General features: G+C 43.4%; 15 protein-coding genes. 5 read left to right on the top strand and 10 right to left on the bottom strand.

The features are described 5' to 3' along the window. Nucleotides 1–90 precede the first annotated feature (90 nt). Nucleotides 91–1,239, top strand: coding sequence for a GGDEF domain-containing protein (locus tag ELZ11_RS04585; RefSeq protein ID WP_137356180.1), 1,149 nt, complete (start codon nucleotides 91–93; stop codon nucleotides 1,237–1,239). Nucleotides 1,240–1,264: 25 nt separating this feature from the next. Here the strand turns inward: ELZ11_RS04585 and maiA are convergent, their stop codons facing one another. Genes maiA through hppD form a run of 4 tightly spaced genes read right to left on the bottom strand, consistent with a single transcriptional unit; the run spans nucleotide 1,265 to nucleotide 5,205 of the window. Next, nucleotides 1,265–1,936 (bottom strand): maleylacetoacetate isomerase, encoded by a 672-nt coding sequence (maiA, locus tag ELZ11_RS04580; protein ID WP_137356179.1) that lies wholly within the window; start codon nucleotides 1,934–1,936, stop codon nucleotides 1,265–1,267. 11 nt (nucleotides 1,937–1,947) lie between these two features. After that, nucleotides 1,948–2,967 carry a fumarylacetoacetate hydrolase family protein gene (locus ELZ11_RS04575; RefSeq protein ID WP_137356178.1) on the bottom strand — a complete coding sequence of 340 codons (1,020 nt, stop codon included), beginning with the start codon at nucleotides 2,965–2,967 and terminating at the stop codon, nucleotides 1,948–1,950. A 32-nt stretch (nucleotides 2,968–2,999) separates the two neighbouring features. Beyond that, complete coding sequence (locus ELZ11_RS04570; RefSeq protein ID WP_137356177.1) at nucleotides 3,000–4,139, bottom strand: homogentisate 1,2-dioxygenase; 1,140 nt, start codon at nucleotides 4,137–4,139, stop codon at nucleotides 3,000–3,002. Beyond that, on the bottom strand, nucleotides 4,132–5,205 hold the full coding sequence (gene hppD, locus ELZ11_RS04565) for a 4-hydroxyphenylpyruvate dioxygenase (protein ID WP_137356176.1): 1,074 nt from the start codon (nucleotides 5,203–5,205) through the stop codon (nucleotides 4,132–4,134). The genes ELZ11_RS04570 and hppD overlap by 8 nt, the downstream gene beginning before the upstream one ends. Before the next feature lie 423 nt (nucleotides 5,206–5,628). Between hppD and ELZ11_RS04560 the strand changes: the two genes are divergently transcribed. After that, complete coding sequence (locus ELZ11_RS04560; protein ID WP_137356175.1) at nucleotides 5,629–6,096, top strand: TetR family transcriptional regulator; 468 nt, start codon at nucleotides 5,629–5,631, stop codon at nucleotides 6,094–6,096. A 104-nt stretch (nucleotides 6,097–6,200) separates the two neighbouring features. Here ELZ11_RS04560 and ELZ11_RS04555 read toward each other — a convergent pair whose 3' ends face one another. Further along, the gene (locus ELZ11_RS04555; RefSeq protein WP_244291595.1) at nucleotides 6,201–8,090 is read right to left on the bottom strand and encodes a tetratricopeptide repeat-containing diguanylate cyclase; all 1,890 of its coding nucleotides are present in this window, start codon (nucleotides 8,088–8,090) and stop codon (nucleotides 6,201–6,203) included. A gap of 347 nt (nucleotides 8,091–8,437) precedes the next feature. On the opposite strand from ELZ11_RS04555, the gene ELZ11_RS04550 reads away from it, so the two are divergent. Continuing rightward, nucleotides 8,438–9,547: a M20/M25/M40 family metallo-hydrolase gene (locus ELZ11_RS04550; protein WP_137356173.1), complete on the top strand. Its 1,110-nt coding sequence runs from the start codon at nucleotides 8,438–8,440 to the stop codon at nucleotides 9,545–9,547. A gap of 46 nt (nucleotides 9,548–9,593) precedes the next feature. Here ELZ11_RS04550 and ELZ11_RS04545 read toward each other — a convergent pair whose 3' ends face one another. The 3 genes from ELZ11_RS04545 to ELZ11_RS04535 all read right to left on the bottom strand — a co-directional run bounded on the left by ELZ11_RS04545 (nucleotide 9,594) and on the right by ELZ11_RS04535 (nucleotide 10,681). Next, entirely contained in the window at nucleotides 9,594–9,773 is a 180-nt protein-coding gene (locus tag ELZ11_RS04545) for a hypothetical protein (protein WP_137356172.1), read from the bottom strand. Nucleotides 9,774–9,874: 101 nt separating this feature from the next. Continuing rightward, nucleotides 9,875–10,297, bottom strand: coding sequence for a DUF3859 domain-containing protein (locus ELZ11_RS04540; RefSeq protein WP_137356171.1), 423 nt, complete (start codon nucleotides 10,295–10,297; stop codon nucleotides 9,875–9,877). Between the two features lie 12 nt (nucleotides 10,298–10,309). Next, complete coding sequence (locus ELZ11_RS04535) at nucleotides 10,310–10,681, bottom strand: AAA family ATPase (RefSeq protein WP_137356170.1); 372 nt, start codon at nucleotides 10,679–10,681, stop codon at nucleotides 10,310–10,312. 179 nt (nucleotides 10,682–10,860) lie between these two features. On the opposite strand from ELZ11_RS04535, the gene metA reads away from it, so the two are divergent. Together metA and pilW are read left to right on the top strand one after the other, a co-directional pair. Beyond that, nucleotides 10,861–11,802, top strand: coding sequence for a homoserine O-acetyltransferase MetA (metA, locus tag ELZ11_RS04530; RefSeq protein ID WP_137356169.1), 942 nt, complete (start codon nucleotides 10,861–10,863; stop codon nucleotides 11,800–11,802). Nucleotides 11,803–11,944: 142 nt separating this feature from the next. Then, complete coding sequence (pilW, locus tag ELZ11_RS04525) at nucleotides 11,945–12,679, top strand: type IV pilus biogenesis/stability protein PilW (RefSeq protein ID WP_137356168.1); 735 nt, start codon at nucleotides 11,945–11,947, stop codon at nucleotides 12,677–12,679. Nucleotides 12,680–12,730: 51 nt separating this feature from the next. Here the strand turns inward: pilW and ELZ11_RS04520 are convergent, their stop codons facing one another. After that, nucleotides 12,731–12,919: a hypothetical protein gene (locus ELZ11_RS04520; protein ID WP_137356167.1), complete on the bottom strand. Its 189-nt coding sequence runs from the start codon at nucleotides 12,917–12,919 to the stop codon at nucleotides 12,731–12,733. 56 nt (nucleotides 12,920–12,975) lie between these two features. After that, nucleotides 12,976–14,112, bottom strand: coding sequence for a 23S rRNA (adenine(1618)-N(6))-methyltransferase RlmF (gene rlmF / locus ELZ11_RS04515; protein ID WP_137356166.1), 1,137 nt, complete (start codon nucleotides 14,110–14,112; stop codon nucleotides 12,976–12,978). Nucleotides 14,113–14,115 lie beyond the last annotated feature (3 nt).

The raw sequence follows: 14,115 nt of genomic DNA, 5'->3' as shown, positions 1-14,115 counted from the left end.
CTAGCGAAAAGCTTTGCTGACAATATTATTGCAAACTCATTCAATATATTTATAGTAACAGCATAATAAACTGTATATTAGAATCTTCGAGTGAACTCTTCATCTCTGTCCCATAAAACCCTGCAATCGGCTTATCAGTCTGCGTTTGATGGCTACCCTTTTATCGCGCTCAATCACCTCATTGTCGGGTTACTGTGTTGTGTGTTCGCTCAGGTTTTATTTGATTCTTCGATAAAAGCGATCGTGTGGTACTTATCACTTGCCTGCGTGTTAGCACTGCGTTTTTTCTACATTCGCCATTTAAGCCGAAAGATCACAAAAACGGCGAGCTCTCGGTCCACCTTTGTATGTTATACCTTGTCGTCTTCCGCTATTGGTTTTGTATGGGCCGTAGGCGCTATCCTGACACTTCAAACTGAGCAAGCGGACGCACAACTACCTGTGGTACTGATCTCCTCTGGCCTTGCTTTTGGGGGCATTATCTACCACATCAATTTTCGCCCTGCTTTCCACTCTTATTTTTGGGCGCTAATGGGGCCAATTTCCCTTTATTTGATTGTCGGACAACAGCAATATTTAGCGGGTGCGACCATCATTATTACAGGCCTCATTTATCTCTTTTTTTATGCTGGCAAACTTCATCTACGGTCTATTCAGTGGATTCAAGAAACTGTCGAACGAGAAACCCTGATTACCGAACTTTCTATTGCCAACGACAAAATCAAAAGAATGTCGGAAACTGACGCGCTCACTGGGGTACATAACCGGACTTTTTTCAATCACTATTTATCTAAGATTTGGGCACAAGCGATAGAAAAAGAACAGTACCTTTGCGTTGTATTGTTAGACATCGATTTTTTCAAACCGTATAACGACAACTACGGACACATAGCGGGAGACGAAGCCCTTAAACAGGTTGCTAAGATCTTAAAATCAGTAACCCCACCATCGGCAACTACCACGTTATCAAGAGTAGGCGGTGAAGAATTCTTAGCACTCATCCCTTGCTGTGATTCATTTCAAGCAGCCAACTACGCAGACGAATTAAGAACAGCGGTCGAAGAAGCAAAGATCCCCCACGCTTACTCGACATGTTGTGAATATGTCACAATAAGCGTCGGTGTTTCTGGAAAGGTTCCTCAAACAGGTGACAAAGCTGTTGAGTTAATAGATATCGCAGATGGTGCCCTTTATAAAGCGAAAAAGGCGGGGCGAAACTTTGTCGCCCTTGCTGATTAATCGGTGTAAAACTTAGCAGGCAGCCTTATACAGCTGCGTCACTTTGATTTTCAGGAGCGGCATCGATAAAAGCTTGGTGGGTTTTAGCATGCACCCAGATCGACTGGATGATCGGGAAACGTGTCATGTCGACTTCAAATCGGAGGGCGTTGTAAACTTGAGGAACCAAGCAAACGTCAACGATACTTGGGTGATCACCGAGCGCGAACTTGCCGCTTGTTACGCCTCTCAATTTTGACAGTTTCTCCTCCACACTATCAAACCCAATTTCTATCCAATGCTGGTACCAAGCTTTTGTACTTTCTTCGCTACAACCTAATTCTCCTTTCAAATATTGAAGAATTCTCAGGTTGTTAATCGGATGGATATCAATCGCGACATCTTGGGCGATTGATTTTGCGAAATATTTCATCGTTCCATCCGGATAGACGCTAGATTGAGGGGAAATGTCTTCTAAGTAATCAATGATCGCTAAAGACTGGTTTAGCACCAAATCATTGTGAACAAGTGTTGGCACCAACTCTGCAGGATTTAACACATGGTAATCATCACTGTGTTGCTCCCCACCATCGCGCACCAAATGGACTGAACGTGAATGATAAGGGATCTGCTTCAGGTTGAGGACGATACGAACACGATACGCCGCTGACGAACGCCAATACCCATACAGTGTGATTTCACCATTATCAGAAGACATTTACTTTCCTCTTATTCAGCGTGATAACGCACAATAGTTTGGTCGATGGCACCGAAAATCGAGTCGCCCTTGTCATCAAACATTTCAATTTTTATAGTATCGCCAAACTTCATAAAGCTGGTCGAAGGTTTACCGTCGCGAATAGTTTCGATCATTCGGATTTCAGCAATACACGAATACCCCACGCCCCCTTCGTCAATGGATGTACCAAAGTCCGTACCTTGTTTATTGGAAACCGTGCCCGAACCAATGATTGCCCCAGCCCCTAAAGGCCGTGTTTTGGCTGCATGAGCCACCAGCTGACCAAAACCGAAGGTCATATCAACCCCTGCATTTGGTTTACCAAATAACTGGTTGTTATACGTCGAAACCAATGGCAAATGTACTTTTGATTCCTTCCAATATTCGCCGAGTTCATCGGGAGTCACCGCAACGGGAGAGAACACAGAAGACGGCTTGGACTGGAAAAAGCCAAAACCTTTTGCCAGTTCACCAGGGATCAAGCCACGCAGTGAAACATCGTTCAGCAACATTAATAAGCGAATGTGTTTTGCGGCAGCTTCCGAACCCGCTCCCATCGGTACATCACCAGTCACGACAGCAACTTCACCTTCAAAGTCGATGCCCCATTCTTCACTGCCTAACGGGATATCATCGCAAGGCCCAATAAAGGCATCAGAACCACCTTGATACATCAAAGGATCATGCCAAAAACTTTCTGGAATTTCCGCACCACGCGCTCTTCTCACCAGCTCCACATGGTTCACATAGGCTGAACCGTCTGCCCACTGGTAAGCACGTGGTAACGGTGAATGACAATCGGATTGTTGGAATGTCACAGCATTGGCGACTTCACCGACATTAAGGGCTTGATACACTTCTTCCAGTTGCCCGCTCACTTGCTCCCAGTTTTCGAGAGCCGATTGCATTGTTTGGCTGATGTGTTCAACCGTCACACACTTAGTTAAATCACGAGACACCACGACCAAACGCCCGTCGCGTGATGAGTTTTTCATTGTGGCTAATTTCATCCGTTAACCCTTCCCTTCCAATACTTCCGTTCTTATTTTGATGGCTGCTCTCGCCAGCTATACACGTATTCTTCGTTTTCCACTTTTTTCGCTTCGTCGCTAAATTTCAATGCATGGCGAGTATCGATCATCACAGCAACTTCATCGGTAAACTTCTTCTTGTACTCTCTGCCAGCTTTAAACGCTTTCGGGTGTGGGCCATGACTAAAACCTGCTGGATGAAAGGTCACCATCCCCGCTTCGATATTGTCTCGGCTGAAGAAGTCACCTGCGTGATAAAACAGCACTTCGTCGTAATCATCGTTATTGTGATAAAACGGTACCTTTAGCGCCCCAGGATCGCTTTCAATTGGCCTAGGAACAAAAGTACACACAACAAAGCCGGCACCAACAAAAGTGGTGTGCGCGGAGGGCGGCAAGTGGTATCGATGAGACATCAGCGGCCTGATATCACGCCAGTTAAGTTTCACAACGGATAGATCGCCATGCCAACCAATCGCATCTAGCGGGTTGAATGGATAAGTGATCACGCTAACGTCGTCATGACGCTTCACAAATACTCGGGTAGTCTCTTCCGAATATTGCGCTTTAAACGCATCATCAATCCTTGGAACTTCCAGTACCGCGGGGTCAAATATCGCATGATTTCCTACCAGCCCTTTCTCTGGCAAAGAATAAGCAGCATCGGTATTTTCAATCATGAGTAAAAATAAAGGCTCTTTTACTTCTAAGCGCCATGACGTTGAGCGAGGAATCATCACGTAATCCCCCTCTGAAATACTCAGATGGCCGTAGTCACAAAATAGTTCTGCCGAACCTTGATGGACAAATAACAACTCATCGCCATCAGCATTACGAACCAAACCTTCCATGCTTTGGTTCGTTTTCCACACTTTCACCTTACACTCATTGTTGTGTAGCAAATTAGGCACAGACCAAGGAAGCTCCTGCTTTGCCTCTTCAACTAAGGTGAAGTCAAAAGCTCTTGGTCTTAATTCACCTTCCCATTCACTCCAACCTGTTGGCGCATGCTGATGATGAAAGTGGGCAGCGGGGCCAAAGAATCCACTTCGGCCTGCTTCACGTTCATAGATTCCCCCTTCAGGAAAATCGGCATGCGCCTGTTTTGAGCAAATACCTTCCTTATGGGGATAAGAAATAGGCTTATGCATCGTCTAATACCCCTCGGCGAATTTGGTCTTCTTCGATAGATTCAAACAAGGCTTTGAAATTGCCCTCTCCAAACCCTTCGTTCCCTTTACGCTGAATAATTTCAAAGAACACAGGGCCAATTACGGTTTGGGTGAAGATTTGCAATAAAATGCCATCTTTCATTGGCGCGCCGTCGATCAAGATGCGCAGTGCTTTTAATTCATCACAACTTTCAGTGTGGCCCGGTACTCGTTGATCTACCTTCTCGTAATACGTATCAGGAGTCGGCATGAAATCCATACCTCGTTCACGGAGGGTTCTAACAGTTTGATAAATATCATCGGTGGAAAGCGCGATGTGTTGAATGCCTTCGCCTTTGTACTCGCGAATGAACTCTTCAATTTGAGATTTATCATCTGAAGATTCATTGATAGGAATTCGGATCTTCCCGCATGGCGCTGTCATCGCTCGGCTCACAAGGCCAGTCAGTTTACCTTCGATATCAAAATATCGGATCTCGCGGAAATTACCAATGCGTTCATAAAAACCAGACCAAAGATCCATATGGCCTTGCTTAACATTGTGGGTTAAGTGATCAATTTCGAACAAACCTACATCTTTGTCGGACAAGCGCTGATCAACGTCATCATAAAAACAGAAGTCGACATCATAAATGTCACGTGAACCATAACGATCCACAAAGTACAGAAGGCTTTCACCAATACCATAAATCGCAGGAATACTTAGTTCCATTGGGCCTATTTGGGTCTGGTATTCTTCTCCACCATTTGCCTTAGCGTGCTCTAGCGCAGCCTTAGCGTCTTTGACACGAAAAGCCATTCCACATACTGAAGGCCCATGAATACTTGCAAACTTCTCGGCTTGACTGTGCGGTTCAGCATTTACAATAAAATTGATGTCCCCTTGACGATACAACCACGCTTCTTTGGAGCGATGCTTGGCAATCTCAGCAAATCCTAACGAACTAAAAAGTGCTTTAAGCTGTGCGATCCCTTCTGTATTTGCAGCGGTATATTCTACAAATTCAAAACCATCCGTACCGAGTGGGTTAAATACAGTCGACATGCTCTACTCCCTTAGATTTTATCTTTACGTGAATGTCCGTTCGGTTGGTTATTTACCGAACTACTTTTAACTTGGATCAAAACGAACAGAGATGGAAATATTCTTAAAATATAGAGAGATAGGGATAGTTAACAGATAAATGTAAAACAAAAAATACACAAAATTAACATTTAATTAACCTTGGTTTTTTCATTTTATATTCAACTAGTTACAAAGATAACGCGGTGTACAAACACAGTTACATCAGAATTTTTCGCTGTAAATACACCAGCTGGCTAAGTTAAAACTGATTTCAGCTTGTCAGACTAACGTCAATTACTTGATATAGGTCAAATAGCAGGCATTCTCACTTACATGGTATGGCATCTTGTACTATTAGCCAGTACAATTCACGGAATTCGAATTAGATACGGTATAAAGAGAATGCCAAAGCGCAGTAAAGAAGACACCATTGTCACTATCAACACCATACTAGACACCGCTGCTCGCCAGCTTCTAGAGCTAGGTTACGATAAAATGTCTTATACCACCTTGAGTAAAGAAACTGGCATCTCGCGTACAGGGATCAGTCATCACTTCTCGAGAAAAACCGATTTCACTACAGCACTGGAAGGTCGCTTCGTTAAAATGGTTATCGATCATCTTGATTGCGAATCTAGCTTAGAACCTTTTGAGAAAAGCTGGCGGATTGCGCTAAATAGCGAACAGTTCATGTCTGTCTTCCGTTTGGTATTTCATCACTCTATCGTGTGTGATGATGACCGCTCTTTCTCACAGCGATTTATTGATACGATTAAGAAAATTGTCTCGCACAACTTAGGTGACGGAGCGGAGAAAAAGGTGGAATGGCTAATTGGCATCACATTAATTGAGATGGCAAGAGCGCAATAATTAAGGTCATTATTTCCTGTTCTGCCAAGTTAACTTAAAGTACGCCAACTTGCTTCAGTGGGTATTAGAAAGGTGTCATCCCTCTCTAATACCTTCTAATTACTTCAAATATCCGCGCTAAACACTACCCTATTTCGGCCAAGTTGCTTGGCTCGATACAAAGCGTTATCTGCTTTCTTTAACGATTTTTGATAAGAATAAAACAAAGAATGATGGCCTATTCCCGAATGCGCGCCAATGGACGTACTGATGTTCAGCCGCCCAGCTCTTGACTGAATAGGTACATCGCATATTGATTGACGGATACTTTCTAACTGTTCGTCTGGGCACATAGAACCATCAAGAATACAAACGAACTCTTCTCCGCCCCATCGACCAATAATATCGCCTTCTTGAAGGCTACTCGACAAGCGCTTCGCCACTTCGACCAGTACCTCATCGCCTACGTCGTGGCCATGAGTATCATTCACTTGCTTAAAGTAGTCCAAATCCAGAATAGCGATCGTCGTCCCATACTCACTTGGTGAGACTTGATGGCCCTGCTTTAAACATTTTTCTAAGTAACGTCGGTTATATAATCCGGTAAGCGAACAAGTTGTATTTTGCTCAATGAGCTTCTGGTTTTCTTTTTCGACCAAATGGCTGCGCCTTACGACAAAAAAGAAGCCGACGATCACTGCAAATACCAAAGACGATACAATTCGGGTTCGTAGCTTTTGCTTTTCAAGTAGTGCATCCGCTAATTCTTTCTCTGTATTCAATAGTTCATTATCTTGCTGAATAGAATGGGTTTTATAGCTTTGTTCGAGTACAAATACTTCGCTCTGTCGGCGGTCGAACAATAGCGACTTGTTGCCCTGATAATAGAGTTTGAAATACTTAAGTGCATTCAGCGAGTCTCCGACGGCTTCAAAATAATTGGCGAGGCTTCGCTGCCCTGCAATGATCCAATTGCGGCTACCGACCGATTGATAAAGCGCTAATGCTTGGTATAAGTCATCGCGAATGGACTCGCTGTCTGTCAGCTTTTCCTGAAGTGCCAACTTGGCCAACGCGCGTTTCTTATAACAATGACCTTTTTCCAAAGTGTAATCATCAATTGAAGGAAAATCTAAGCATGCCTGACTTACCGCCAGTGCTTGCTTCGCCTTCCCTTCCAAAAGCAATATTTCACTCTCACTCTTCATCAAAATGACTTTAAAACGTTCAGTCACATTGCCTTTTCCAAGTTGCTTTGCGACTTCAAAGGCGGCCCGCGACTTTTTAGCGTCTTCCAACTTTAAATAGACAAACGCTTCATTGGTATACAGCAAGCCCAGCGCCACATTTTCAAGCAAATTACTACGCTCATACAAGGTTTTACCCTGCTCAATCAATTCCAACGCTTTGTGCCATTCCTCTAGGTAGATATAGAGTAACGCCATATTTGAAGTGATCTTGCTGTTGTAGATATGCAAAGGGTATTTCTTTCCTAGCTCAAGCCCCTTATGAAAATAGTACTGAGCGCTCACCAGATCGCTTCGAATATTAAAGACTACCCCGGCTGTGTTGTAAGCTTTTACAAGGAGTTGCTCATATCGAATCGATTCTGCAATTGCGATTCCCTTAAGAACCTCTTGCTCAGACTTCTTTAGTTCCCCTCGTTTGGCGTATTGAATAGCGAGTTCAACTGTCGAGCTGGCCTGCAGCCACAATAAATTTTCTTCTTCAGCCAAACGCTTGATCTGTTCAGAATAACGAATCACTTCATCACCTAACTGACTGTGCTGGGCGATGTTCGACAAAATCATTAAGCGATACGCAGAATAAATAGGCTTGACCGCTAAAGGTTGCTTCCCATGAAGCAATGATAAGGAGTGTTCTGCTTGAGAAGGATCGCTACGCGATTCGTTTAGAATTCTTAATAGCTGAGTACCATACGCTGTTTTAGTCAGTTGAATTTCAGGGTCGAAAACTTCCAACTTGGGGAGCTCTGTCGGTTCAGCATCCGTCAAATGTAACGGCCTGAATATATAAAAGAACAGTAAAGTACTTCCCAACAACAAAAGTAAAATCGATCGCAGATTATTGTTTTTGTTCATTTATATACAACCAATTTAACATTCAGACCAAAGCTTCAACATATGCAACTCAAATCAGAACATCATACCATAAGAATTTTGAATTGCTACGTTTGTTCATATTCATATCAATATAGATTTTGAGATTTTTACCCTGAATCCGAACGATATTTTGATTTAGCTCAGACAATCTATCTACCACCCAAGGCTATAGTGTCTTTCCTGTTCCTACTGTTGAACGCAGAACATTCAGCGCTTCAACCAATAATGAGAAGTTATAAATGACCACAATTAATGAACAACGTTTAGTCGAACACTTTTGCCAACTTGTCAAAATCGACAGTGAATCTCGTAACGAAAAAGTGATTGCTGAAACTCTTGCTGAGCAGCTCGGTGAGTTAGGTTTCGAAGTGCATAAACTGCCAGTGCCAGAAGAAGTGTCTAACGGTTTTAATATCTACGCGAAACTGGAAGGTACACTCGAAGGAAGCACGGTATTTAGCTGCCATATGGACACAGTTACCCCAGGTATCGGTATTGAGCCAATAATCGAAGATGGCATTATCCGCTCAAAAGGAAATACCATTCTAGGCGGTGACGACAAATCAGGGATCGCCGCGATTCTAGAAGCGGTGCGCTGCATTCAAGCACAAGAACTTGCACACCAAACAATTGAAATTGCTTTCACGGTATATGAAGAAGGTGGGCTTTTCGGTTCTTTAAACTTTGATATGTCTTATATTCAATCTGAGCACGCTATCGTTCTTGATACAGGTGGTCCTATCGGCACGATCGTCAATGCTGCACCTGGCCAACAAAAGATCGTCGCTACAATTAAAGGCCGACCAGCTCATGCAGGTTTAGCTCCGCAAGAAGGCATTAGCGCTATTCAAGTAGCTGCCGACGCAATCACTAAAATGAACCTACTACGTATCGACGAAGAAACCACGGCAAACATTGGTATTGTAGAAGGCGGACAAGCAACAAACATTGTTATGCCTGAGCTTAAAGTGGTCGCTGAAGCGCGCTCTCTAAATGATGAGAAGCTGGCTAAGCAGGTTGAGCACATGATCGATACATTCAAAACAAGTGCAGAGCAATTTGGCGCTGAAGTAGAAATCGAATCGACACGAGCGTACAACGCATTCGTTATCGCTGATGACCACCCACACATCAATTCGATCAAATCTGCGTTTGAAAAACTAGGAGTAACCGCCAATACCAAACGTACGGGCGGTGGCAGTGATGCAAACAACTTCAACGCAAAAGGGTTAACAACGGTTAACCTATCAACCGGAATGGCTAAAGTTCACACTACGGAAGAATTCATTGCTGTTAAAGACATGGTTACTATCACTGAATTTGTCATGCAATACGTCACTGCAGATTAATCACATAGCAGCGCTTCGCTGATAACAAAAAGCCGGCACACCTGATTTAATTAGGATGTTCCGGCTTAGTTCTTTTATTCTCACTGCTGGCGTACAGCCAACTTTCAAGGCTCAGAGCCTCAGATTCCAGTTTCGCTCGTCTTTCGTCGTCTACAGGCCTTGATAACTCTTTCTCAAGCTCGACAATGCGCGTCGTGATGTTTATTTTCTCAGTCGATGTCAACATAAGCATACTCCTTTCACCACAATAATTACAGAATAGAACGCCGTAATGTATTTTCTGGGTCGGAGATCACAAATGCTTGAAAAACAACAATAAGAAAGTAATTAAAATCCCCTACGCTTCCAAAATTGACCTTCATCACGGGCAAACAGGTCAAAAGTCTTATCTGCGATAATTTGCCCCTTTAACTCGATAGTCATACGCCACTTTCCGGTTTTATTATCTGCAGGTTCCCAAATCGTGTCGCCTAAATAAAAATCCCAATCGTTGCTGCCTACATATTCTTCGCCATCGAAAGGTTCAAGGACTTCACCTTTGTCCGTTGTAATATTCGGGTGATAGATACAATAACGAATCTTCTCTCCCTTGGCCTTTTTTATGTTTACGATATAACCAAACTCTATATCGATATCCGCAGGAACCTGCGTGGTAAACTCTTGTATTTTGGGTAGTTGTTTCGACTTTGAATCCCACGTGGAGTAGATACCGTAAGAGGTCATATCCACGACAACTGAACGTTTTGCCATAATGATTGCTTCTTATTCTTCTTGCCAATCTCGCTTCATGCGCTTAAGCGTCGCCACCCCAACACCATGAATATTTTGGTACTGCTCTCGACATACTTCGATGATCAACTCAGCTTGATATTGAACCGCTAACTTACGATAGAAATCCATTTCCCACTGCTTAATAAAGGTGTTTGATACCACAACATCTTTACCTTGCTTCAGCCAATCTTCCGTTTGCTGCTGACACCAAGCGTGCGCTGATGGCAATTTGCTTGGATCAAACCGATATTTACCCACGGAATCGACGAAGTACATATCCGCTTCAAGATGCTGCGCATCATAGGTTTTTGCTTTCGTGGACTTCCCTGAGCCAGGTAGCCCTCGAATGAGTATTAATTTCAAATTATTTGCTACTTAAGATGGTTCTCGCCACATGCTATAACATTTGCCGCGACTTTTCTTACTTAGGCGACGAGGACAAGGAATTTTATCCCAGAGTCACATTCTGTATCGACAACCGTATCATTATAAGTTAAGTTCAGATGTATAGACGTCTAAATATCTAGCTTAGGGAGAAAGCTGTGCCTATTCGTATTCCAGATCAACTGCCAGCATCCAATGTTCTTCGCGAAGAAAACATTTTCATCATGCCGTTATCAAGAGCCTCCACGCAGGAGATTCGTCCGCTACGTGTGTTGATCCTCAACCTCATGCCAAAAAAGATTGAGACGGAAACTCAGTTTTTACGCTTACTTTCCAATAGTCCGTTGCAAGTCGACGTTGAACTATTGCGCATTGATGATCGTCCAAGTAAAAACACACCAACAGAGCATTTAGATAATTTCTACCGCCAATTTGAGATGGTCAAAGACCGCAACTTCGATGGCCTTATTATCACAGGTGCGCCACTTGGTCTGGTTCAGTTTGAAGATGTGATCTACTGGGATCACCTACAAACCATCATGAACTGGGCAAATAAACATGTAACCTCAACACTTTACGTGTGTTGGGCTGCACAAGCCGGTTTAAAGCTGCTTTACGATTTACCAAAACGTACCCGTAAAGAGAAGCTATCTGGGGTGTATAATCATGAAATACACCAGCCATATAACCCAATTCTGCGCGGCTTCGATGATACTTTCTTAGCGCCTCACTCTCGTTACGCTGATTTTTCTTCTGAATATCTTACTGAGCATACTGACCTCGATATTCTTGCCACTTCCGATGTAGCAGGCGTGTACTTAGCGGCGACCAAAGACAAGCGAAATGTGTTTGTTACTGGGCACCCTGAATACGATTCACACACATTACACAATGAGTACATTCGTGATTTGGGCGAAGGAATGGAGCCAGTCATTCCAATTAATTACTATCCAAACAACAATCCAGACAACAAGCCAGTCGCAAGTTGGCGCAGCCATGGTCATCTACTATTTTCAAATTGGCTGAACTACTGCGTTTACCAACAAACGCCGTACGACTTAGACAAATTCAGTGAAGAGAATTTCACTAAAGACGACTAGCCCAATACCTTTCTCAACGCCTGTATTCATCAATGAAATACAGGCGTTTTTTGTGCATCCTCACTCGCATTCTATTCTTTCTGTAACCCGCTGATACAACACGATTTCATATGATAGAGCCACACTATCAAGGAATCGAATCATGCCAATAAAACCCACACACATACTCATTAACCTCGCAGCAATTGCGACGCTTTCAGCCTGCGTTACTGTGACCGATGGACCACCTAAAGTCGAAGCCAAGCCCAAAGAAATGGCAGAGTCCAGAATTGCTCTGGGGTTAGGATATTTAGAAAAAGGCAATATGGTACGCGCCAGAGAAAATCTTGAGTTAGCGATTCAGCATGCCCCAAATTACTACCGCGCCCAAATCTCAATGGCGCATTATTACGAGCAAGTGGGTGAAAGTGAAGAAGCGCGAAAGACTTACCAAAAAGCATTAAGACAAGATCCTCGAAACGGCAACGTGCTTAACAATTACGGGACCTTTCTATGTAAACAAGGTGAGTACAAAAAAGCAGACCAATACTTTAACAAAGCAATTGAGCAGCCCTACTATTATTTGGTTTCTGCCAGTTATGAAAACGCAGCGCTCTGCGCACTCAAAGCAGGTGACGATGATAAAGCTCAGTACTATTTCACCCGCGCATTAGATCACGACCCAATCAGGGCTCGCTCTATACTTCAACTGTCTCAATTAGAAGTTCAGAAAGAGCAATTTACTAATGCTCGAATTCGCTTAATGAAATTCCACCAAATGTATGGCTACCAGATCCCTTCTTTAAAAATACTGATAGAACTAGAGTCCAAAGCTGGGAATAGCGCGCTTGAGGAAAAGTACCAGTCGAAACTCGATGGACTATTAGGAAAAGTTTGAGAAATATCAGTTAGCAGTTAAGTAAAAAGCTCACAAAAAAGTACGAACACTCTAGGGCTTGTGAGTTCTCTTTTTTGAAGGGTTTTTCCGCTTAGACAGAGGCTTATTGATCTGCTTATGCTCTCGGTATAAGACAACGATAAACACCAATATACCAATTACGAATAGTGTCGCGAAGATAACCTCTAACCCTTCGCAGACAATGTCCGGGCGACAAGGGAGGTATATCTCAATTTCCATATCACCTCCCCTATCTCATTTGTTCAATATGCGCGTTACATATTGTTAAGTTTAGCTTACTTAAGCGCAACCCAACTCGCGCGCTCCGCTTTGTCCATAAAGCTCCAAGCGACAAAACGACTAATCTTTTGGCCTTGGCTCATTTCGACCACTTTGATCTGTTTGGCTCCCAACTTCTCCAAAGACTGACGCAACGTTGGAACGTTTTCTTTCTTAGAAAGCAAAGTCGTGAACCACAGAACCTGAGTCGAGAATGCTTTGCTCTCTTTCGCCATTTTAGAGACAAACGCAGCTTCACCACCATCACACCAAAGTTCAGCCTTTTGCCCACCAAAATTCAGAGTTGGCTCTTTAGAAGCCGCAGATGCAGCAGCCTTTGACTTACCCTGTTTCTTGTTTCTATTAGCGGCTAAGTTATCTAGTTTACGCTGCGTACCTTTTTGCGCTTCTTCAAGAGACTTATGGAAAGGTGGGTTACATGTTGTGACATCGTAACGTTCATTGTCACCAATGATCCCCTTAAAAATGAAGTCGGCGTTACTTTGTAGCTTACAACGAATCTTGCCTTTAAGGACTGGGTTCGCTTGCGCGATGAAGTTAGCCGCTTTAATAGACAGCGGATCAACATCACTACCTTGGACTTTCCAGCCATACTCCGTGGCACCGATAATCGGATAAATACAGTTTGCGCCGACGCCAATATCTAACGCGTTCACCGCCTTATGATTATATGGTTGACCTTGAGATTCTGCGTTCAGCAAATCCGCAACCCTGTGAATGTAATCCGCGCGGCCAGGAATTGGCGGGCACAAATAGCCAGGTGGAATATCCCAGTGCTTCACTCCGTAATGGTGTGCGAGCAATGCTCTATTAAGAACCTTTACGGCTTCAGGATCAGAGAAGTTAACAGTACTTTCTCCAACAGGGTTTTTAATAACTAATTGCGACAGCTCAGGTAGCGCTTTAGTTAACAATTCGAAATCATAACGGCCAGAATGTTGATTGCGAGGATGCAGCCCACTCTTCTTGGTTTTTGGCGATGCTTTATCTGACTTGTTATTTTGATTTTTTTTAGTCGCTTTGTTTGAACGCACAACAGAACTTGTAGTTCGTGCTGTTTTCTTTGAACTAGGCTTAGATTTCTTCTTCGCCAACGTGAGCGTTTTCTTTTTTGGGTTCTGTTCTTGGCTCATCAG

The sequence above is a fragment of the Vibrio profundi genome (genome assembly GCF_005281835.1).
Lineage (GTDB): Bacteria > Pseudomonadota > Gammaproteobacteria > Enterobacterales > Vibrionaceae > Vibrio > Vibrio profundi.
This window is presented reverse-complemented; position numbering and strand designations above follow the sequence as displayed.